Below are 19826 nucleotides of genomic sequence, written 5' to 3' on the forward strand. Positions count from 1 at the left end.
CCTGCCGGTTATTTATTCGGATTGTCTTTCGACGCGGCCGTTTGCGACGCATAGTAGGCCGCGATGTCGGCGATGTCCTGTTCGGTGAGCGAGGACGCGATCGCGTGCATCGTCTCGAAATGCCGGTCGCCCTTCTTGTAGGCGAGCAACGCGTTCATGATGTACTGCGCGTTCTGGCCGCCCAGAATGGGCACGTGGTAGACCTCGGGGTACGCGGTGCGGTAGTCGGGAATACCATGACAGCCGATACACATCGCCACCTTGTCCTGACCCGCCTTCGCGTTGCCCACGATGTCCGCGTGAGCCGTGACCGCGAAGCACGCCAGCATGGTTATTGCGCCCGAGATGACGTGCTTGCCGACAATTTTTTTCATAGCATCCAACCTGGCTTGAGGGGATTCGAACGCCCGAACCGCAGGCCACGGCCTGCGCCGCATTACTGCTGTTTTACTTTTGGGGTCGCCGTGCAGGCCGAAAAAAATCGGTCCGAGTATACCGCGACGCCGCGCCGGCCGTCCACCGGCCGCGCCACGCCTGGCGGGCCCTGGAGCGCCTGGCGAGGCCTCGCGACGGGCCCGCAGCGCCCTCGCGCGCTGGCTCGCCCGCAGACAACCCGGAGGAACCCTGGCACGCGCAACGGACTCGCCGCGCGCGTCGCGAAACGTCCGGCAGCGCTTGCGACCGTGCCCCAAAGAGCGGACCCAACGATACGCGGTGGTGCGCCGACGCAACACCCCATCTGACTTATACTGGGATTTTTTTCCCAGCGAGCGGATTCACCATGCGCGCCACGCGTTTCGAAGGCTCATCGCAATACGTCGCCACCGACGATCTCAAGCTCGCGGTCAATGCCGCGATCACGCTTAAGCGTCCCCTGCTCATCAAGGGCGAGCCCGGCACGGGCAAGACCATGCTGGCCGAAGAAGTGGCCGCGGCGCTGGGTATGCCGCTCATGCAATGGCACATCAAGTCCACCACGAAGGCGCAGCAAGGGCTCTACGAGTACGACGCGGTCTCGCGCCTGCGCGACTCGCAGCTCGGCGACGAGCGCGTGAAGGACATCGCCAACTACATCGTGAAAGGCGTGCTGTGGCAGGCGTTCGAGTCGGAAGAGCAAAGCGTGCTGCTCATCGACGAAATCGACAAGGCCGACATCGAGTTCCCGAACGACCTCTTGCGCGAACTCGACCGCATGGAGTTCTACGTCTACGAGACGCGCCAGCTCATCAAGGCGAAACAGCGTCCGCTCGTCATCATCACGTCGAACAACGAGAAGGAGCTGCCCGACGCTTTCCTGCGCCGCTGCTTCTTCCACTACATCAGCTTTCCCGATCCGGCGACGATGCAGCGCATCGTCGAGGTGCACTATCCGGGCATCCGCAAGGAACTGCTCAACGCGGCCATGGAAAGTTTCTTCGAACTGCGCAACGTCGCGGGCCTGAAGAAAAAGCCGTCAACCTCGGAGCTGCTCGACTGGCTCAAGCTCCTGCTCGCCGAAGAGATTCCGCCCTCGGCGCTGCGCGCGGCCGACGGCTCGAAGTCCATGCCGCCGCTCGCCGGTGCGCTGCTCAAGAACGAGCAGGACATGACGCTGTTCGAGCGCCTCATCTACATGAACCGTCACAACCGTTGACAGAAACCTCGCGCGCGAAAGCTGGAGACACCGCATGCTGATCGACTTCTTCTACACGCTGCGCGACGCGAAGCTGCCGGTTTCCGTGAAGGAGTACCTCACGCTCGTCGAAGCGCTCAAGGCGCGCGTGATCGTGCCCTCGCTCGACGACTTCTACTACCTCGCACGCATGACGCTCGTGAAGGACGAGCAGTACTTCGACCGCTTCGATCAGGCGTTCGGCGCGTATTTTCGCGGCATCGAGAAGAAGTCGGAACTGGCCTTCGAGATTCCCGAGGACTGGCTCAAGAAGCGGCTGGAGCGCGACTTCACGCCCGAACAGCGCGCACAGATCGAAGCGATGGGCGGCCTCGACAAGCTCATGGAGCGCCTCAAGGAGCTTTTCGAGGAACAGAAGGAGCGCCACGAGGGCGGCAGCAAGTGGATCGGCACGGGCGGCACATCACCCTTCGGCCACGGCGGCTATAACCCCGAAGGTATCCGCATCGGCGGCGAAGGCGGCCAGCGCAGCGCCGTGAAAGTGTGGGACGCGCGCGCGTACCGCGACTACGACGACCAGGTCGAAATCGGCACGCGCAATATCAAGGTCGCGTTGCGCCGCCTGCGCCGCTTCGCGCGCGAAGGCGCAGCGGAAGAACTCGACCTCGGCGACACGATCCGCAGCACCGCCGCGAACGCGGGCTGGCTCGACCTCAAGATGGTGCCGGAGCGCCATAACAACGTGAAAGTGCTGATGCTGCTCGACGTGGGCGGCTCGATGGACGATCACATCAAGCGCACCGAGGAGCTGTTCTCGGCCGCCAAGGCCGAGTTCAAGCATCTGGAGTTCTATTACTTCCACAACTGCGTGTACGACTACCTGTGGAAGAACAACCGCCGCCGCCACGCCGAGCGCACGTCCACGTGGGACCTGCTGCACAAGTTCACGCCGGACTACAAACTCATTTTCGTGGGCGACGCCACGATGAGCCCGTATGAGGTGCTGCAGCCGGGCGGCTCGGTCGAGTACAACAACCCCGAAGCGGGCGCCGTGTGGCTGCGTCGCCTTGCCGACCAGTTCCCGCATTTCGCCTGGCTCAACCCCGAGCCCGAGCGACTATGGGAGTACCGCCAGTCGGTGTCGGTCATCCGCGAGATTCTCGGCCACCGCATGTACCCGCTCACCGTTGCCGGGCTCGAAACGGCCATGCGCGTGCTGAGCAAATAGGCGCCAGCACTCCCGCCCTTTTCCGCTTTCTCGAGGCGGCGCGTGCCTGAGGGTGTCTTCAGGCCGCGCCGCCCGATGTCGTCATACCTACGCAAAATCTGGAGACCAGCCGCATGACCGCCCCCTCTTCCCCCGATCTGCCAGCGACGTTCAGGCCGGGACCGCTGCGGCCCTTCGCCGACACCTCGGTCGCCACGATCGTGGCCGGCTTCGTCGCGATGATGACCGGCTACACCAGCTCGCTCGTGCTGATGTTTCAAGCCGGGCAGGCCGCGCATCTGTCCGACGCGCAGATCTCCTCGTGGATCTGGGCGCTCTCCATCGGCATGGCCTTGACCACCATCGGCCTGTCGCTGTGGTTCCGCGCGCCCATCGTGGTCGCGTGGTCCACGCCGGGCGCGGCGCTCCTGATCAGCTCGCTGCCGCACGTGCCCTATGCCGAGGCGATCGGCGCCTATATCGTCTGCGCCGTGCTGCTCACGGCCGTGGGCCTCACCGGCTGGTTCGACACGCTCATGAAGCGCGTTCCCGCGGGCATCGCGGCGGCGCTGCTCGCGGGCATCCTGTTCGAGATCGGCATCGAGATCTTCCACGCCGCGCAGGTGCAGACGCCGCTCGTGCTTACGATGTTCTTCGGCTATCTGATCGTGAAGCGCTTCGTGCCGCGCTACGCGATCGTCGCGACGCTCGCGATCGGCATCGCCGCCGCCGCTGTGCTCGGGCTGCTCGACTTCAGCCACTTCCGCGTGGCGGTGGCCAGGCCCGTGTTCACGATGCCGGCGTTCTCGCTCACAGCGGTGGTGAGCATCGGCATTCCGCTCTTCGTCGTGGCGATGGCCTCGCAGAACGTACCCGGCATCGCCGTGCTGCGCGCCGACGGCTACGACCACACGGCCGCGCCCTCCTCGCCGCTCATTGCCACCACGGGCCTCGCCTCGCTCGTGCTCGCGCCGTTCGGCTCGCACGGCGTGAACCTCGCGGCCATCACAGCGGCGATCTGCACCGGCCCGCACGCCCACGAAGACCGCGCGAAGCGCTATATGGCGGCCGTGTGGTGCGGCATCTTCTACCTGATCGCTGGCACCTTCGGCGCCACCATCGCGGCACTGTTTGCGGCGTTCCCGCAGGCGCTCGTGGTGTCGATCGCGGCGCTCGCGCTGTTCGGCTCGATCATGAGCGGCCTCACCAACGCCATGCAGAACCCCAGGGAGCGCGAAGCCGCGCTCATCACCTTCATGGTGACCGCCTCCGGGCTCACGCTGCTCTCCATCGGCGCGGCGTTCTGGGGGCTCGTGGCGGGTGTCATCACGCAGTTCGTGCTGAACGCGCGGCGCGCTTGACCCGTGTAAGCCGCCGCCGCGAGCGCCTGCCAACACCGCTGGCATGGTGTGTGTGGCCCGGTTTGCATGCGGCCTGCCCGCGTGAAACGCAACGCCACGCGTTTCCGCCATAAAATGACGATGTGAGCCGCGCCCAAACGCGCGGCAAAATGCGCCCCACCCGGCTTCCCGCCCTATCCGCGCGGACCAGGCCGCAACGGCGCGGCGCCTTTCGCGTCCTGCCCGGCGCGCCCCAGGTTCACGCCTGAAGCGCACCGGCCGTTCAACTCTCACCGATGCAGGCGCGCACGCGCCCACAGGGCCTGACATGACTACCGCACTCGACCAGCTCAAGCAGTACACCACCGTCGTCGCCGATACGGGCGACTTCCAGCAATTCGTGCAGTACAAGCCGCGGGACGCGACGACCAACCCGTCGCTGATCCTCAAGGCGGTCCAGAAAGCCGAGTACCGTCCGCTGCTCGAAAAAACCGTGCGCGATCATGCGAGCGAATCGCTCGAATCGATCATCGACCATCTGCTGATCGCGTTCGGTACCGAAATCCTCAAGATCATTCCGGGCCGCGTCTCGACCGAAGTCGATGCCCGCCTCTCGTTCGACACGAAAAAGTCGATCGACAAGGCGCACCACATCATCGACCTGTACAAGCAGGCCGGCATCGGTCGTGAACGCGTGCTGATCAAGCTCGCGTCCACCTGGGAAGGCATTCGCGCCGCCGAAGCGCTGCAAAAGGACGGCATCCACTGCAACATGACGCTGCTCTTCTCGCTCGCGCAGGCCGCCGCGTGCGCCGAAGCGGGCGCGCAGCTCATCTCGCCGTTCGTGGGCCGCATCTACGACTGGTACAAGAAGGCCAAGGGCGCCGACTGGGACGACGCGAAGGACGGCGGCGCGAACGACCCGGGCGTGCAGTCGGTGCGCAAGATCTACGCGTACTACAAGAAGTTCGGCCACAAGACCGAGGTGATGGGCGCGAGTTTCCGCAACACGAGCCAGATCGTCGAACTGGCTGGCTGCGACCTGCTCACCATCAGCCCGGACCTGCTGCAGAAGCTCCACGACAGCAACGAGAAGGTCGAGCGCAAGCTCTCGCCGGAAGCGTTCAAGGACGTGAAGATCGAGCGCGTGGCCGTAGACGAGCCGTCGTTCCGCTTCCAGCTCAACGACGACCCCATGGCGACCGAGAAGCTTGCTGAAGGCATCCGCGCGTTCGCCGCAGATGCGATCAAGCTCGAAAAGATGATCGAGGAACTGCGCGCGAAGTAATGCGCCGGCGCTCCATGCAGAGCGCATTGAAGTATCGATTGACCGGGGGCCGCACATGCCGGATGTGCGGCCCTTGGTTTTACAGGCCGTCCTGCAACGACCGTTCCCGTCTGCACTCTCGCAAACCCTGACGACACTCCGCTCGGTCACGCCCTCGCGCGCGCCTAGAATCAGGGCAGCGGCGCAACCCGCCGCTCGATCCGGCCCCGTGCACACCCTCGCACGAAACTGGCCGGCCAACGTCCCGTCCGCAAGGAAACCGACGATGCAAATCCAGCCCTACCTCTTTTACCCCGGCAACTGCGATGAAGCGATCGCGTTCTATGGCGAAGCGCTCGGCGCGAAGGAAGTGATCAAGATGCGCTTCAAGGAAGCGCCGCCGGACCCGGCACGCCCCATGCCGCCCGAATTCGCAGAAAAGATCATGCACGCGACGCTCCAGATCGGCGACGCGCAGATCATGGTGTCCGATGGCGGCTGCATGACGCAGAACGACAAGTTCCTCGGCTTCGGCGTCTCGCTGACCGGATCCGACATCGCCACGGCCGAACGCTATTTCAACGCGCTGGCCAAAGGCGGCACCGTCACGATGCCGTTTCAGAAGACCTTCTGGTCGCCCGGCTTCGGCATGCTGACCGACAAGTTCGGCGTGCCGTGGATGGTCTCGGCGCCGCACGAGCAACCCGCCTGATCGACCGCTGCCACGACTGGAGAAGCGCGCCCGGCGTCACACCATCCGGTGCGTCGCGGCGCGCTCGATGTTCCAGCGCGGCTCGGTTTCGAGGAGGAGCGCGCGTAGCCGCTCCACCTGCTCCTCCACACGCAGGCTGAGCCAGTAGGGTCCCTGCATCCGCGGCTCGGGGCAGCCCTGCGGCTCGCCCGGCATACTTTCGTGGACGGGCCCGCCCGCCACGTCGCCCTCGCCACTCCCCTCCATCCGTGCCGCAACCGTGCGCAGCGCCTGCTGCGCCGCCTCGGGGTGACGCCGGCCGCCAAAACGCAGCGCCCGTGCCGTGGCGAGCAGCGCCCGGCGCACGGTCTCGCTGCGCTCCGCGAACGCCACGCGCACGAGCGCCTGCTCGTAGCTGCCCGTGCCCGTACAGAGCATCTCCAGCGCGCTCAGGAGCGAGCGATGCAGGCGCTGCACCTGCTCGAGCCGCGCGAGCGGCACGTCGATCTCCTTGGCGACCGAGGGCATCAGCGCGCGCAGTTGCACGAGCCGTGCGTTCAGGCGCATGAAGGTCTGCACCTGCTCGTCGGCGTCGACGTGCACGCCGTTCGCCACCTGCGCATACACGCGCGCGCATTCGCGCAGATTGTCGGCCAGGCTGTAGCGCCACGAATACGTGGCGTGCAGGGGCAAGGCAAACGAAAACACGAGCGCTATGACGATGCCGAGAATCACGTTGAGCGTGCGCCAGAGGCCCGTATCGATGAGGTTGTCGCCGTGCCCCGCGACGATGCACATGGTGATGGCGGCCAGCAGCGCGACGTAGCCCGGCTTGCCGATCGCGTAGTAGCCGCACACGGCGGCAACGAGCGACATCAGCACGTAGGTAAGCGGCGCGGAACCGGTAATGGCCTGCACGACGATGAGCGTGAGCCCGATCACGGCGCCGAGCAGCGTGCCGAGCGCGCGCTCGGTGGCCTTCTTGCGGATGTTGCCCTGGTGCTGCAGCCCGCCGATCACGACGAGCAGCGTGACCGACGCCCAGATGCCGTGCGGAATATTGATGCCCGAGGTCGCGAGAATCGAGGCGAGCATGGCAAGGCCCACGCGCACGCTGTGTATCACCTTGGCGTTGCGGTAGCGATAGTACGGGGAGGTCAGGGCGCGCCACATGCGCGCCAGGCGCGAACCGCGGCGCGGCGGGCGCAGGCGCGGCGCGCCGCGGCGCCCGGATCGGGAACGGGATTCGGTTTGGGATGAGGGCATGGCGCCGGCTGGACGTGAGCCAAATCAGCAATCATCGTGCACCAGAAAAACAAATGCCCGCAACTGTGTGTCGCGGGCATCGGGTACAGAACAAGCCCGGCGGCATGCGCCGGGCATAAGCGGATCAGCCCTCGACGACGTCGAGATAATCTTCCGGACGCGTGCGATCCGCGGATTTTTGCATGCCGACCAGATGCACGAGCGCCGACACGACGATCGAGACCACGAGGTTCACGATCAGCGACCACACCGCGGCGTAGCCCGGAATCGCCATGCCGAACAGGTGGATCGTGAAGATCGAGCCTGCGAGCTTGAGCGAAATGGCCATCCACGTGCCGGTCGCGATGCCCACCGCCCAGCCCACCAGCAGGCCGCGGTAGTCGAGCATGCGCGTGTAGAGACCGAGCACGATCGCCGGCAGCGTCTGGATGATCCAGATACCGCCGAGCAGCTGCAGCTGGATCGCGTACGTGAGCGGCAGGCCCAGGATGAACGCCACCGCGCCGACCTTCACGATCAGCGAGACCAGCTTGGCGATGTTGGTCTCCTGCTCGTGATTCATGTTGCGGTTGATGAACTCCTTGTGGATATTGCGCGTGTAGAGGTTAGCCGCTGCAATCGACATGATCGCCGCCGGCACCAGCGCGCCGATACCGATGGCCGCGAACGCCACGCCCACGAACCACGACGGGAAGAAGTGCAGGAACAGCGCCGGCACCGCGAAGTTCGGACCGAAGGCCTTGAAGTACGGCGCGAACTCCGGCATGTCCTTCACACCCGAGGCGAGCGCCATGTAGCCGAGCAGCGCGAGCAGGCCGAGCACCAGCGAGTACGCGGGCAGCATCGCCATGTTGCGGCGGATGGTGTTGCCCGACGACGACGACAGAATAGCGGTGACCGAGTGCGGGTACAGGAACAGCGCGAGCGCCGAACCCACCGCGAGTGTCGCGTAGGCGCTATAGCCGTTCAAACTCGTGGCATCCGGTGACTTGAGCAGCAGCTTGGCCGGCGGCACCGCGCCGAAGATGTGGCCGAAGCCGCCCATCTGCGCGGGAATCACGATGATCGCGACGATGATCGTGACGTAGATGAGGATGTCCTTCACCACCGCGATCATGGCCGGCGCGCGCAGGCCCGACGTGTACGTGTACGCGGCGAGAATCGCGAACGCGATGATGAGCGGCAGGTCGCCGACAAAGCCCGTCGTGTCGAAGCCGAGTGCGCCAATCACCACTTCGATACCCACCAGCTGCAGCGCGATATACGGCATGGTCGCGACGATGCCCGTCACGGCGATGGCGAGCGCGAGCATGCGGCTGCCATAGCGCGCGCTCACGAAATCGGCCGAGGTGACGTATTGATGGCGCTTCGCGACAGCCCAGAGCTTCGGGAACACGACGAACGCGAACGGATAGATCAGGATCGTGTACGGCAGCGCGAAGAAACCCATTGCGCCCGCACCGAACACGAGCGCCGGCACGGCGACGAAGGTGTACGCAGTGTAAAGGTCGCCGCCGAGCAGGAACCACGTGACGATCGTGCCGAAGCGGCGGCCGCCGAGGCCCCACTCTTCGAGATGCGCGAGGTCGCCCTTGCGCCAGTTTGCGGCGAAGAAGCCGAGAACCGTGACGCCGAGGAAGAACAGAATAAAGACAACGGTTGCTGTGACGTTCATTGCGCGCCCCCTGCATCGCCCTTGCTGCGGGTCTTCGTCTTGAAGTAGACGAGCGCGGTAATGACAGCGCTGATCAGCACCCAGAGAAGCTGATACCAGTAGAAAAACGGGAAGTCCCACAGAGTGGGCTCGATCTTGTTGTAAGACGGCACCCAGATCATCGCAATCCAGGGCAGCAGCAAAAGCCATAGCCAATGCTTGCTTGATTTTCCGGCGTCGGCGTCGTGAGCCATGACGTCTCCTCGTTGCTTATGTAGTTATGCGGCCTTGCTTTGTTCGCGGTCCGCCGCCCGGCGTGAGGCGGCCGTTGGCCTCACAGACGGATAGTCCGCAAGGTCCCCGAAAGCGCTGAAAAGAGTATCGAGGCCACGCCGCACGGTCAAGCAGGGCGGACCCCAATTCCGAGGACGTTGTCAATAGCCAACGGCTTGCGCGACGTCGGGGAAATGGCCAGGAAATACGATACGCGGGCAAAAAAAACCGGCCCTGAGGCCGGTTTTCTGTGCCGCAACGGCGTTGCCGCCGTTCGCGCGGATCAGATCGAGAACGTCGCGCCGTTCTGGCCGCTCGATTCGCGCAGCGCCTTCACCCACTGGTGCGCCGGCAGGCCGAGCTTGCTTTCGAGCAGGCGCGCGCGCTTTTCGAGCGCATCAAAGGTGACTTCGAGCGCCGGGCCTGAGAACGCGAGCGCCACTCGATTGCCTTCGTGCACTTCGGGCAGTGCGATGACGCGGCCCTCGAAGGCTTCATTCAGGCGCTTCATGTTGCGCACGAAGCTCGGGTGGTCGCCGAACAGATTGATCGACGCGACGCCGGCATCGGTCAGGCACGCCCGCACGGCGCGGTAGAACGCCACGCTGTCGAGCACCGGGCCGCGCGCGGTCGCGTCGTACACGTCGATCTGCAGCGCGCCGATGGTGCCGTGATTGGTGCCGTCCTGTACGAAGTCCCACGCGTCGAGTTCGCGCACGGTGAGGCGCGCGTCGTCGTATGGCAGCTCGAACATCGTGCGCGCGGCCACCACGACCGCCGGATTCAGTTCGATCGCCTCGACCTTCGCGGGACGCAGATAGCGGTGCGCGAACTTGGTGAGCGCGGCGGCGCCAAGACCCAGTTGCACGATGCGTTCGGGCGTGGCGAGGAACAGCAGCCAGGCCATCATCTGCTGCGCGTATTCCAGTTCGATGTGCAGCGGCTTGGCAAGACGCATCGCGCCCTGCACCCACTCCGTGCCGAAGTGCAGATAGCGCACACCGTTCTCTTCCGAGAACGTGACCGGCGCGAAACGCGGCTTGCGCGGCGCTTCGATGACCGGGGCGTTGTCGAGGTCGTCGGCGGCAGTGGCTGCGCGGCGCGGGCGCTTCGTGACCCTTGCGGTCTGGCTCGCGGTCTCGCCCGACTGCGTCGCGTTGCCGGTTTGCTTGAATGCGCGGGCCTCGGCGGAGGCGCGCTTGATGAGAGTCGTCATGGAGAAAATCGCTTGCTGTGGGGGAGCAAATGCAGGTGCATTTGCTTAGGCGAGCGAGAGCATAGCATTCGCGGCGCCTCGTGCCTGATTTGGCAGGCACTTCGAGCGCCTGGCCCGCACGCTGCGCGAGTCAATGGCTGTCGGCTGAGCGCCTCTCGCCGTTGCCGGCGCCATCGATTCCGGGCTGCCCCGGCTGCAACGCCAGCGGATTGACTCGTACGGGATGGAAATGCATGTCGATACGCCCGATGTGGAGCGCCTGCGGTACGGCAGGCAACGGCGCAGCGGCGTCGATCGCGCGCTCGACGGCCTCGTCGTAGTCATCGTTGCCGCTCGAACGCAGCAGCTTCACCGAGACGATGGAGCCATCCGATGCCGCACGGATCGATACGATGGCTTCCGTATCCGCCGGTATTTTCTTTGGATTGGCGAACATGTTGCCGCCCAGCTTGCAGCTCACGTAGCGCTTCCATTGCCAGGAACTCAAGGTGGTTTCCGTGGGTGGCGCAAAACCCGGTGTCGCGACGGCCGCGAGGCAGCGGTTCATGACCACCTGTGGCGAAGGGCGCACGTGCGGACCCACCTGCGATACGTCGTCTGAAGCGCAGGCGCCCAGCACGAGCGTCATGGAAAAAACGATCAGGGGCAGGCGTTTCTTGTTCATTATGGTCTCGTGTCCCGGCGGTACGGACGCGCACCTCGGCGTGCGCGGGACCATGCTAGCGCGGCTAAGTTGCAGCGCGCTTACGTCTGTGTGCGCCAGCACTCATACGCGCATCGGGGTCGCTTGTGAACGTGCCCAATGCGCGCCATTGCGCGAGTTTCGCCGCGAAGTTCATCGACGCATACGCAGGACTGCTGGAAGGCAGGCGCAGAATCGTCATGGGCCGCGCATGCGCGCCAAGAATGCGCTCGCCGATGCGCGCCGCCGTGCCGCCGTTGAACGCGATCGCTTCGAGGGCGGGCAGGCGCTCGATAAGCGCGACGAGATCGTTGCCCTCGTGATCGCGGATATCGCCATCGAGACTGCCCTCGCGGCGCGCCTGCGCCACGACGTCCCACAGGCCCACGCGATGCGCGCGCAGCGTTTGTAGCCGCGCTTCGTACTCCATCGCAACGAGATCCTCGCCGAGCACCTCGCCCACGAGATGCCAGAACTTGTTCTGCTTATGCGCGTAGTACTGCTGATGCGCGAGCGACGCCTCGCCAGGCAAGCTGCCGAGGACGAGCACGCGCGTGCGTGCATCGACGACGGGATCGAAGCAGCGCTTGAAGGTCATGGCAACGGATGCAGCACGTTCATCGCGGCGCGTGATGCGCGCGCGAAGCGGTGTGATCGAGCGGGCCGCGTTCGCGTCCGAGATGCACGCCGGTTTCCGGGGTGAGCGGACCGCTTGCAAGGCGCGACCACAGCGCGGGCAGCATGCATTCGGTCACGAGCAGCGGCGCGCCTGCGCGCTCGAATACCGAGCGGCGCGCGACGAACGCATGCTGCGCGTGCTTCGCCGCGACCATGATCTCGCGCGCCGCGAGTGTGTAGAGCGGATGCCGCGCGCCGACGCGTCGGCTTACGAGCGCGGAGCGCGCGACGCCGCTATCGCTATAGAGGAGTTCCGCGAGCGGCCGCGTGCGCAAGCGGCGCATGGCCTGCCACACGCCTTGACTCGCGGCGAGCGGCGTCACGCTGTGCGCGGCGACGAACGGCACGCCATCGACTTCGAGCACGATCTCGCGCACCCACGCGCGCTCGCGCGGCGCCAGGCCGAGCGCGGCGCATTCGTCGGACCAGGGCATGTCGACGGCTTCGCGCGTGACCCGCACAATGACGCGGCCGAGCGCGCGCAAATGCGCCGTGAGCGAACCGCCGCGCGTGAGCCAGTCCTTCTGGTCGGCGCTCAAGGCGGGCAAAGGCGTGACGCGCCAGTGCGCGTTAGCGGCATCGAATCGAAGAGGCATGGCGCGCATTATAGGCTGCGAGGATTTCAGTTCGCCGCAAGCGGGGCGAACAAAAGAAAAACCCCTTGCGGCGGGTAGCCGCAAGGGGTTTCGGTCTTGCGTTGCCGCGCGCTTTAGCCGGCGCGGGCAATCAGCAACGCGTTCGTACGCTTCACGAAGCTGGCCGGATCTTCCAGCGCGCCGCCTTCCGCCAGCAACGCCTGATCGAACAGGAGATTGCACCAGTCGCCAAAGTCCGCGCTATCGGTGCGCAGCGCCTTCACGAGCGGATGCTCCGGGTTCACTTCGAGTATCGGCTGCATCTGCGGCGCCTGTTGTCCCGCCGCCTTCAGCATGCGCTGCAGATAACCGCTCATGTCGCCTTCATCCGCCACGAGGCACGAGGGCGAATCGGTCAGGCGGAACGTAAGACGCACGTCCTTGGCCTTGTCCTTGAGCGCTTCCTTCATATGCTCGACGAGCGGCTTGAGTTCTTCGCTCACCTTTTCCTGCTGCTGCTTTTCCTCGTCGTTGAGCGCGCCGAGGTCGAGGTCGCCGCGCGCCACGCTCGCGAGCGGCTTGCCGTCGAACTCGTTCAGGAACGACAGCATCCACTCGTCCACGCGGTCCGTGAGGAGCAGCACTTCCACGCCCTTCTTGCGGAACACTTCGAGGTGCGGACTATTCTTCGCGGCTTGCCACGTGTCGGCGGTGACGTAGTAGATCTTCGTCTGCTCGGGCTTCATGCGCGCAACGTAGTCGGCGAGCGCTACGGTCTGCTCGTTCATGTCGTTGTGGGTGGACGCGAAGCGCGCGAGCTTCGCCACGCGCTCGCGATTGGCGTGATCCTCGCCAATGCCTTCCTTGAGCACCTGGCCGAACTCGGTCCAGAACGTCGTGTACTTCGTCTTGTCCTCTTCGCTCGCTTCGGCGTCCGCTTCCGTGTCAACCCCGGCATTCGCCATCTCTTCGAGCATCGAGAGCACGCGCTTGGTCACGCCGTCGCGAATCGCCTTCACGTCGCGGCTTTCCTGGAGGATTTCGCGCGAGACGTTGAGCGGCAGGTCGCTCGAATCGACTACGCCCTTCACGAAGCGCAGATAGTTCGGCAGCAGTTGCTCGGCGTCGTCCATGATGAACACGCGCTTCACGTAAAGCTTCAGTCCGCTCTTGTGATCGCGATTCCACAGGTCGAACGGCGCACGCGACGGCACGTAAAGGAGCTGCGTATATTCGCTGCGGCCTTCCACCCGGTTATGCGTCCACGCGAGCGGATTCTGGTGGTCGTGCGCGAGGTGCTGATAGAACTGCTGATACTGCTCGTCGCTGATCTCGCTCTTCGAACGCGTCCACAGCGCGCTCGCCTGGTTGATGGTCTCGTACTCGTCCTTCGTGACCATCTCGCTCTTTTCGGCGTCCCATTCTTCCTTCTTCATCTCGATGGGCAGGCCGACGTGATCCGAATACTTCTGGATGATCGACTTGATCTTCCATGCGGAAAGCAGTTCGTCCTCGCCTTCGCGCAGATGCAGCGTGATCGTCGTGCCGCGCTGCGCGCGCTCGATCTTTTCGACGGCGAACTCGCCCTCGCCCGCGCTCGTCCAGCGCACGCCTTCGGCGGCCGACAGGCCCGCTCGGCGGCTTTCCACGGTGATCTTGTCCGCGACGATGAAGCCCGAATAGAAGCCCACGCCGAACTGGCCGATCAGCGCCGCGTCCTTCTGCTGGTCGCCCGAGAGCTTGCCGAAGAATTCCTTCGTGCCCGAGCGCGCGATCGTACCGAGGTGCGACACGGCTTCGTCATGGCTCATGCCGATGCCGTTGTCCACGATCGTGATGGTGCGCGCTTCCTTATCGACGCCCACGCGGATGCGCAGGTTCGGATCGTCCTCGTAGAGCGCGCTGTTCGCGATCGCCTCGAAGCGCAGCTTGTCCGCCGCGTCCGATGCGTTCGAGATCAGTTCGCGCAGGAAGATTTCCTTGTTGCTGTACAGCGAATGGATCATCAGGTGCAGAAGCTGTTTCACTTCTGCCTGGAAGCTCATGGTTTCTTGTGCCATGGTCGAGAGTCCTCTTTCGTTGCAGTTCTAGTCTGACAAATTTGTGGCCGCGAGTTCTCAGTCGCATCGCGGCGCGCCGCCCGGACACTTGGGGACAGACGGCGCCGTTTTCAAGAGTCGCCGCCCGCGAATTCACGCTTGCGCGCCGCCGCCGCGCCGGGCCACGCCTTCGAGATAGTCGGCGAGGAACGCGGGCAGCGCCGGGTCGCCGCAGTTGGCGATGTTAAAGCGCATCCACGTGGTGGGCGACTGGTGCGGCGAGAAGAGGCTCCCCGGCGTGAGCAGGAAGCCCGCTTCGTGCCCCGCCGCGGTGAGCGCGTCCGCGTCGACGCCGGTGTCCGCCCACAGGAACATGCCAGCGCCCGGCGCCGCGAAGAGGCGCATGCCGGCGCGCTCCAGCATGCGCGCCGCCTTGTCGCGCACGCCATCCAGCCGCCCGCGCAGGCGCTCCACATGACGCCGGTAGTGGCCCTCCGTGAGCACGCGGTAAAGCACGCGCTCGTTGAGCTCCGGACTCGTCATGCCGACGAGCATTTTCTGGTCCGCCACCGCCTGGGCCACGTCGAGCGCGCTCGCGATATAGCCCACGCGCAGGTTCGGCGCGAGCGTCTTCGAAAAGCTGCCGAGGTAGATCACGCGGCGAAGCTGGTCGAGACTCGCGAGGCGCGTGGCCGGATAGCCGGCCGGGCAGAGGTCGCCGTAGATATCGTCTTCGACGACGATGAAGTCGTACTGTTCGGCAAGCCGCAGAATGCGGAACGCCTGCGCGGCGGTCAGCGAGGTGCCCGTGGGGTTTTGCAGCACCGAATTGATCACAAGCATCCTCGGGCGCCAGGTCTCGACCAGCGCTTCGAGCGCGTCGAGGTCCGGCCCTTCGGGCGTGTACGGCATGCCTACGAGCCGCGCGCCCTGCGAGGCGAAGCGCCCGAACATCTGGAACCACGCGGGGTCGCCCACGATCACCGTGTCGCCGGGCTGCACGTAGATGCGCGCAAGCAGGTCGATCGCCTGGGTGACGCCCGAAACGAGCACGATCTGGTCGGGCGTCGCGCCGATCTCGAGTTCCGCCATGCGCGTCTGGAGTTGCTGGCGCAGCGGCAGGAAGCCTTGCGGCGAGCCGAAGCCGAGCAGTTGCGTGCCGCTCTGGCGGGCAAGCGAGCGCATCGCTCCGGTCAGCAGTTCGCCGTCCAGCCAGCGCGCGGGCAGATATCCCAGACCCGGCCCTTTTTCTGGCCGCGTGGACGTGTGAAGCATATTGCGCAGCAGCCAGACCACGTCGATGGTGGACGGCGCGGGCGCGGCGGCCGCGTCGGCGCGCGTCGCAGCGCCCGCCGTCACCGGCTGGCGTTCGCCGCCCGCCACGAGCGCCAGCCGCTCGCGCACGTAGAAACCGGAACCGCGCCGCGAGTCGAGGTAGCCCTGCGCGACCAGACGCTCGTACGCCTCGACGACGGTAAAGCGCGACACGCCCTTGTCGAGCGCGAGCTTGCGGATGGACGGCATGCGCATGCCGGCGCGGAACACGCGCTCCTCGATGCGGCGACGGCCCCACTGCACGAGCTGGTCGACGAGCGTGAGCGTGGTCGCGTCGTGCGGGGCGGGAATCTGGTCTAGCGGTACGGAGGACATGAGGACTCCCTGAACTCGAACTGTACAGAGCACTATCGGGCCGATTGTACCGTTACTGTCTGCAGCCATACCGGTACATTTGATCGCATGCGTACCGGTAAGGATTCGGTAGAGGCGTCAGCACACTGTTCAGGCGCGCGCTCCTGCCCTCTTCCTTCCGGCCCCTGGAAATCTCTGGCTCCGATCGCCCGCACATGAACGCCTCGCCGCTTCGCCTCGATCACCTCGTCGTTGCCGCGCGCACGCTGGAAGAAGGCGTACAGTACGTGAGCGACGCGCTCGGCGTCGCGCCCACGGGCGGCGGCGCGCACCCGCTCATGCGCACGCACAACCGTCTGCTCGGGCTGTGGGGCGGCGCGTATCTGGAAGTCATCGCGGTCGATCCGGCGGCGAAGAGCGGAACAAGCCATGGCGCGAACGCCCGCGCGCGCCTCTTCGCGCTCGACGACCCTGCCGTTCAGGCGCGCATCGAACAGGGGCCGTACCTCGCGCATTGGGTTGCACGCGTCGATCCGCCGAAAAACCTCGCGCGCTGGCGCGAGCAGTATCCCCAGCGCATTCCCGAACTCGTGCCGATGACGCGCGGCGACTTCTCGTGGCAACTCACGGTGCCGGAGAACGGCACGTTCCCGGCCTGGCAAGGCGCGGGCGACGGCATTCTGCCCTCGCTAATCCAGTGGGACACGGCGCATCACCCGTCGCAGGTGCTGGCCGATACCGGCATCGCGCTCACCTCGCTCACTGGCTTTCACCCAGAGGCGCAGGCGGCGCGCGAGCAGTTACAGTGGCTCGGCGCAGCGCACCTGATCGCCGTGGAGGAAGCCCTCTCGACCGCGCTCGTCGCGCAGTTCGAAACTCCGTCCGGTCCGCGCACGCTCGGCGCGCCGGCACGCTGATCCGTCGAGCGCAAAGTCCCGCATGAAAGCACGCGAAACCCAGGGCATGCTGCTCGGCCTCATCGGCGTCATGATCTTCAGCCTGACGCTGCCGATGACGCGCATCGTCGTCGCCGAATTCCACCCGCTTTTGAATGGCCTCGGCCGCGCGCTCGCCGCCGCCGTGCCGGCGGCGCTGCTGCTCGCCATCCGCCGCGAAAAATGGCCCACCTGGCCGCAGGTCAAGAGCCTCGGCGTGGTGTCGCTAGGCGTGATCGTCGCGTTTCCGGTGTTTTCCGCCTTTGCGATGAAGACCGTGCCGGCCTCGCACGGCGCCATCGTCAACGGGCTGCAGCCGCTCGCCGTGGCGATTTACGCTGCGTGGCTCTCGCACGAGCGGCCGTCGAAGGCGTTCTGGGCCAGCGCGCTCCTCGGCAGCGCGCTCGTGGTCGCGTTCGCGCTCCAGGCGGGCGGCGGCTCGCTGCACGCGGGCGACGCGTGGATGCTCATCGCGGTGGGCATCGGCGCGCTCGGCTACGCCGAAGGCGCGCGCCTCGCCCGCCAGCTCGGCGGCTGGCAGGTGATCTGCTGGGCGCTCGTGCTCTCGGCGCCGTTCCTCGCGCTGCCGGTGGGCTGGCTCGCGTGGGCGCATCATGTGGCGCATCCGGGGCCCGTCGCGCTCAAGACCTGGCTCGCCTTCGGTTACGTCACGCTGTTTTCGCAGTTCATCGGCTTTTTCGCGTGGTACGCGGGGCTCGCCATGGGCGGCACGGCGCGCGTGGGCCAGGTGCAACTGCTGCAGATTTTCTTCACGATGGCGTTCTCGGCGCTCTTTTTCGGCGAGCAGGTCGCGCCCTCGGCGTGGCTCTACGCGGCCGCGGTGATCGCCACGGTCGTACTGGGTCGCCGCGCGGCGATCCGCACGGCCCCGGCGCCAGCGCGCGCATGAGCCGGTTTCGCGTCATAATTAAAGGTTTTCGGCGGCTTCCGGCGGCGCGTGATCGCGCCCCATGCCGCCACTGAACCAGTCACTCGCCCCACCTCAACAAGGAGACCCCATGGACCAGAGCGATCTCAAGGCCGCGCCCGCGTGGCAACTGTCCGAGCGTGCAATCAAGCTGACGAGCTCGGCGATTCGCGAAATCCTGAAGGTCACCGAGCGTCCCGAAGTCATTTCGTTCGCGGGCGGCCTGCCCGCGCCGGCCAGCTTCCCTGCCGAGGAAATGCGCGCCGCCGCCGACCGCATCCTGCGCGACGATCCCTCGGGCGCCCTCCAGTACAGCGCGACCGAAGGCTATATGCCGCTGCGCGAATGGGTCGCCGCGCGTCACTCGGTGGGTGGCGTGAAAGTGCGCCCCTCGCAGGTGCTCATCACCACGGGTTCGCAGCAGGCGCTCGACCTGATCGGCAAGGTGCTGGTCTCGCCCGATAGCCCCGTGCTCGTGGAAACGCCCACCTACCTCGGCGCGCTGCAGTCGTTCTCGCTTTACGAGCCGAAGTACGTCCAGGTCCCGACCGACGAGAAGGGCCTCGTGCCCGAAGGCCTGACGTCGGACCTCACGGCCGGCGCGCGCCTGCTCTACGCGATCCCGAACTTCCAGAACCCCACGGGCCGCCGACTGCCGCTCGAGCGCCGCCAGGCGCTCGCGGAATTCGCGAAACACTCGCCCTTCCCCGTGATCGAAGACGACCCCTACGGTGCGCTGCTCTACGCGGGCGAGCCGTTGCCGACGGTGCACTCACTCGCGCCCGAGCACGTCGTGCATCTGGGCTCGTTCTCGAAGATCCTGGCCCCGGGCCTGCGCGTGGGCTACATCATTGCGCCCGAAGACCTGCACTTCAAGCTCGTGCAGGCCAAGCAGGCCACCGACCTGCACACGCCGAGCTTCACGCAGCGTATCGTCTACGAGGTGGTGAAGGACGGCTTCCTCGACACGCACATCCCGAAGGTGCGCGCGCTCTATCGCGACCAGTGCGAGGCGATGCTCGACTCGCTCAAGCGCAACATGCCCGAAGGCGTGAGCTGGAACCGCCCCGAAGGCGGCATGTTCATCTGGGTGACGCTGCCCTCGAACATCGACAGCATGAAACTGCTGGCCGAAGCCGTCGCGCAGAACGTGGCCTTCGTGCCCGGCGCGCCGTTCTTTGCCGACGAGCCGCAACGCAACAAGCTGCGCCTGTCGTTCGTCACGGTACCGCCCGCGAAGATCGAAGAAGGCGTCGCGAAGCTCGCGGCCCTGATCCGCGCGCACGCCTGATGCATGCCTGGCGTAGCGCCAGGCTTTTTCCGACTCAACACCCGAACGAGGAATCCTGATCATGGCTGACATCAACATCTACGACCGTCTCGAACAGCTCGGCATCACCCTGCCCCAGGCAGGCGCGCCCGCCGCGGCCTACGTGATGAGCGCCCAGAGCGGCAACACGGTGTACCTGTCGGGTCACATCGCGAAGAAGGACGGCAAGGTGTGGGCCGGCAAGCTGGGCGAGTCGCTCACGACCGAGGAAGGCAAGGCCGCCGCACGCTCGATCGCGATCGATCTGCTCGCCACGCTGCACACCCACACGGGCGACCTCAACAAGGTCAAGCGCGTAGTCAAGCTCATGAGCCTCGTGAACTCGACGCTCACCTTCACCGAGCAGCACGTCGTCACGAACGGCGCTTCGGAGCTGATCGCCGATGTGTTCGGCGAGAAGGGCAAGCACGCACGCTCGGCCTTCGGCGTCGCGCAGATTCCGCTTGGCGCATGCGTCGAGATCGAGCTGATCGCCGAAGTCGAGTAAGCAACATCAGCGACCTT

19 protein-coding genes are annotated in these 19826 nt (G+C 65.7%); 9 read left to right on the plus strand and 10 right to left on the minus strand.

Translation table 11 applies throughout. The features are described 5' to 3' along the window. Nucleotides 1–8: 8 nt before the first annotated feature. Nucleotides 9–374 (minus strand): c-type cytochrome, encoded by a 366-nt coding sequence (locus tag M3I54_RS13390; RefSeq protein ID WP_254336560.1) that lies wholly within the window; start codon nucleotides 372–374, stop codon nucleotides 9–11. Nucleotides 375–781: 407 nt separating this feature from the next. On the opposite strand from M3I54_RS13390, the gene M3I54_RS13395 reads away from it, so the two are divergent. The 5 genes from M3I54_RS13395 (at nucleotide 782) to M3I54_RS13415 (ending at nucleotide 6138) form a co-directional block, all read left to right on the plus strand. Beyond that, nucleotides 782–1633: a MoxR family ATPase gene (locus tag M3I54_RS13395; protein WP_158757322.1), complete on the plus strand. Its 852-nt coding sequence runs from the start codon at nucleotides 782–784 to the stop codon at nucleotides 1631–1633. A gap of 34 nt (nucleotides 1634–1667) precedes the next feature. Continuing rightward, nucleotides 1668–2840: a VWA domain-containing protein gene (locus M3I54_RS13400; RefSeq protein WP_254336562.1), complete on the plus strand. Its 1173-nt coding sequence runs from the start codon at nucleotides 1668–1670 to the stop codon at nucleotides 2838–2840. 113 nt (nucleotides 2841–2953) lie between these two features. Continuing rightward, nucleotides 2954–4180, plus strand: a complete 1227-nt coding sequence (locus tag M3I54_RS13405) for a benzoate/H(+) symporter BenE family transporter (protein WP_254336564.1) — start codon at nucleotides 2954–2956, stop codon at nucleotides 4178–4180. Between the two features lie 307 nt (nucleotides 4181–4487). Further along, the gene (gene tal / locus M3I54_RS13410) at nucleotides 4488–5447 is read left to right on the plus strand and encodes a transaldolase (RefSeq protein WP_254336566.1); all 960 of its coding nucleotides are present in this window, start codon (nucleotides 4488–4490) and stop codon (nucleotides 5445–5447) included. A gap of 265 nt (nucleotides 5448–5712) precedes the next feature. Next, the gene (locus tag M3I54_RS13415; protein WP_254336568.1) at nucleotides 5713–6138 is read left to right on the plus strand and encodes a VOC family protein; all 426 of its coding nucleotides are present in this window, start codon (nucleotides 5713–5715) and stop codon (nucleotides 6136–6138) included. A 36-nt stretch (nucleotides 6139–6174) separates the two neighbouring features. Here the strand turns inward: M3I54_RS13415 and M3I54_RS13420 are convergent, their stop codons facing one another. The 9 genes from M3I54_RS13420 to M3I54_RS13460 form a co-directional block, all read right to left on the minus strand. Continuing rightward, entirely contained in the window at nucleotides 6175–7290 is a 1116-nt protein-coding gene (locus M3I54_RS13420) for an FUSC family protein (protein ID WP_254336570.1), read from the minus strand. 217 nt (nucleotides 7291–7507) lie between these two features. After that, nucleotides 7508–9058, minus strand: a complete 1551-nt coding sequence (gene mctP / locus M3I54_RS13425; RefSeq protein WP_254336572.1) for a monocarboxylate uptake permease MctP — start codon at nucleotides 9056–9058, stop codon at nucleotides 7508–7510. Beyond that, a complete protein-coding gene (locus M3I54_RS13430) occupies nucleotides 9055–9291 on the minus strand; it encodes a DUF3311 domain-containing protein (RefSeq protein ID WP_254336575.1) in 237 nt (78 codons plus the stop codon). Before M3I54_RS13430 ends, mctP begins: the two co-directional genes overlap by 4 nt. A gap of 302 nt (nucleotides 9292–9593) precedes the next feature. After that, nucleotides 9594–10526 (minus strand): spermidine synthase, encoded by a 933-nt coding sequence (locus tag M3I54_RS13435; RefSeq protein WP_254336577.1) that lies wholly within the window; start codon nucleotides 10524–10526, stop codon nucleotides 9594–9596. 130 nt (nucleotides 10527–10656) lie between these two features. Further along, nucleotides 10657–11190, minus strand: coding sequence for an energy transducer TonB (locus tag M3I54_RS13440; RefSeq protein WP_254336579.1), 534 nt, complete (start codon nucleotides 11188–11190; stop codon nucleotides 10657–10659). A gap of 64 nt (nucleotides 11191–11254) precedes the next feature. Beyond that, nucleotides 11255–11806, minus strand: a complete 552-nt coding sequence (locus tag M3I54_RS13445; RefSeq protein ID WP_254336581.1) for a DNA-deoxyinosine glycosylase — start codon at nucleotides 11804–11806, stop codon at nucleotides 11255–11257. A gap of 19 nt (nucleotides 11807–11825) precedes the next feature. Further along, nucleotides 11826–12482 (minus strand): chorismate lyase, encoded by a 657-nt coding sequence (locus M3I54_RS13450; RefSeq protein WP_254336664.1) that lies wholly within the window; start codon nucleotides 12480–12482, stop codon nucleotides 11826–11828. A 113-nt stretch (nucleotides 12483–12595) separates the two neighbouring features. Next, nucleotides 12596–14521: a molecular chaperone HtpG gene (htpG, locus tag M3I54_RS13455; protein WP_254336583.1), complete on the minus strand. Its 1926-nt coding sequence runs from the start codon at nucleotides 14519–14521 to the stop codon at nucleotides 12596–12598. Between the two features lie 132 nt (nucleotides 14522–14653). Continuing rightward, the gene (locus M3I54_RS13460) at nucleotides 14654–16150 is read right to left on the minus strand and encodes a PLP-dependent aminotransferase family protein (protein WP_254336586.1); all 1497 of its coding nucleotides are present in this window, start codon (nucleotides 16148–16150) and stop codon (nucleotides 14654–14656) included. A gap of 194 nt (nucleotides 16151–16344) precedes the next feature. On the opposite strand from M3I54_RS13460, the gene M3I54_RS13465 reads away from it, so the two are divergent. The 4 genes from M3I54_RS13465 to M3I54_RS13480 all read left to right on the plus strand — a co-directional run bounded on the left by M3I54_RS13465 (nucleotide 16345) and on the right by M3I54_RS13480 (nucleotide 19809). Further along, entirely contained in the window at nucleotides 16345–17046 is a 702-nt protein-coding gene (locus M3I54_RS13465) for a VOC family protein (protein ID WP_254336588.1), read from the plus strand. Nucleotides 17047–17068: 22 nt separating this feature from the next. Continuing rightward, nucleotides 17069–17974 (plus strand): DMT family transporter, encoded by a 906-nt coding sequence (locus tag M3I54_RS13470; protein ID WP_254336589.1) that lies wholly within the window; start codon nucleotides 17069–17071, stop codon nucleotides 17972–17974. A 109-nt stretch (nucleotides 17975–18083) separates the two neighbouring features. Next, nucleotides 18084–19283 (plus strand): PLP-dependent aminotransferase family protein, encoded by a 1200-nt coding sequence (locus M3I54_RS13475; protein ID WP_254336591.1) that lies wholly within the window; start codon nucleotides 18084–18086, stop codon nucleotides 19281–19283. A gap of 61 nt (nucleotides 19284–19344) precedes the next feature. Beyond that, nucleotides 19345–19809 (plus strand): RidA family protein, encoded by a 465-nt coding sequence (locus M3I54_RS13480; RefSeq protein WP_254336593.1) that lies wholly within the window; start codon nucleotides 19345–19347, stop codon nucleotides 19807–19809. Nucleotides 19810–19826 lie beyond the last annotated feature (17 nt).

Origin of the sequence: Paraburkholderia sp. CNPSo 3274 (assembly GCF_024206475.1) — a bacterium.
Classification (GTDB): Bacteria; Pseudomonadota; Gammaproteobacteria; order Burkholderiales; family Burkholderiaceae; genus Paraburkholderia.

Bases quoted from the DNA above. Each gene is read 5' to 3' on its own strand.
- M3I54_RS13390 (WP_254336560.1), bottom strand. From the start codon at position 374: ATGAAAAAAATTGTCGGCAAGCACGTCATCTCGGGCGCAATAACCATG.
- M3I54_RS13395 (WP_158757322.1), top strand. From the start codon at position 782: ATGCGCGCCACGCGTTTCGAAGGCTCATCGCAATACGTCGCCACCGAC.
- M3I54_RS13400 (WP_254336562.1), top strand. From the start codon at position 1,668: ATGCTGATCGACTTCTTCTACACGCTGCGCGACGCGAAGCTGCCGGTT.
- M3I54_RS13405 (WP_254336564.1), top strand. From the start codon at position 2,954: ATGACCGCCCCCTCTTCCCCCGATCTGCCAGCGACGTTCAGGCCGGGA.
- tal (WP_254336566.1), top strand. From the start codon at position 4,488: ATGACTACCGCACTCGACCAGCTCAAGCAGTACACCACCGTCGTCGCC.
- M3I54_RS13415 (WP_254336568.1), top strand. From the start codon at position 5,713: ATGCAAATCCAGCCCTACCTCTTTTACCCCGGCAACTGCGATGAAGCG.
- M3I54_RS13420 (WP_254336570.1), bottom strand. From the start codon at position 7,290: ATGTGGCGCGCCCTGACCTCCCCGTACTATCGCTACCGCAACGCCAAG.
- mctP (WP_254336572.1), bottom strand. From the start codon at position 9,058: ATGAACGTCACAGCAACCGTTGTCTTTATTCTGTTCTTCCTCGGCGTC.
- M3I54_RS13430 (WP_254336575.1), bottom strand. From the start codon at position 9,291: ATGGCTCACGACGCCGACGCCGGAAAATCAAGCAAGCATTGGCTATGG.
- M3I54_RS13435 (WP_254336577.1), bottom strand. From the start codon at position 10,526: ATGACGACTCTCATCAAGCGCGCCTCCGCCGAGGCCCGCGCATTCAAG.
- M3I54_RS13440 (WP_254336579.1), bottom strand. From the start codon at position 11,190: ATGAACAAGAAACGCCTGCCCCTGATCGTTTTTTCCATGACGCTCGTG.
- M3I54_RS13445 (WP_254336581.1), bottom strand. From the start codon at position 11,806: ATGACCTTCAAGCGCTGCTTCGATCCCGTCGTCGATGCACGCACGCGC.
- M3I54_RS13450 (WP_254336664.1), bottom strand. From the start codon at position 12,482: ATGCCTCTTCGATTCGATGCCGCTAACGCGCACTGGCGCGTCACGCCT.
- htpG (WP_254336583.1), bottom strand. From the start codon at position 14,521: ATGGCACAAGAAACCATGAGCTTCCAGGCAGAAGTGAAACAGCTTCTG.
- M3I54_RS13460 (WP_254336586.1), bottom strand. From the start codon at position 16,150: ATGTCCTCCGTACCGCTAGACCAGATTCCCGCCCCGCACGACGCGACC.
- M3I54_RS13465 (WP_254336588.1), top strand. From the start codon at position 16,345: ATGAACGCCTCGCCGCTTCGCCTCGATCACCTCGTCGTTGCCGCGCGC.
- M3I54_RS13470 (WP_254336589.1), top strand. From the start codon at position 17,069: ATGAAAGCACGCGAAACCCAGGGCATGCTGCTCGGCCTCATCGGCGTC.
- M3I54_RS13475 (WP_254336591.1), top strand. From the start codon at position 18,084: ATGGACCAGAGCGATCTCAAGGCCGCGCCCGCGTGGCAACTGTCCGAG.
- M3I54_RS13480 (WP_254336593.1), top strand. From the start codon at position 19,345: ATGGCTGACATCAACATCTACGACCGTCTCGAACAGCTCGGCATCACC.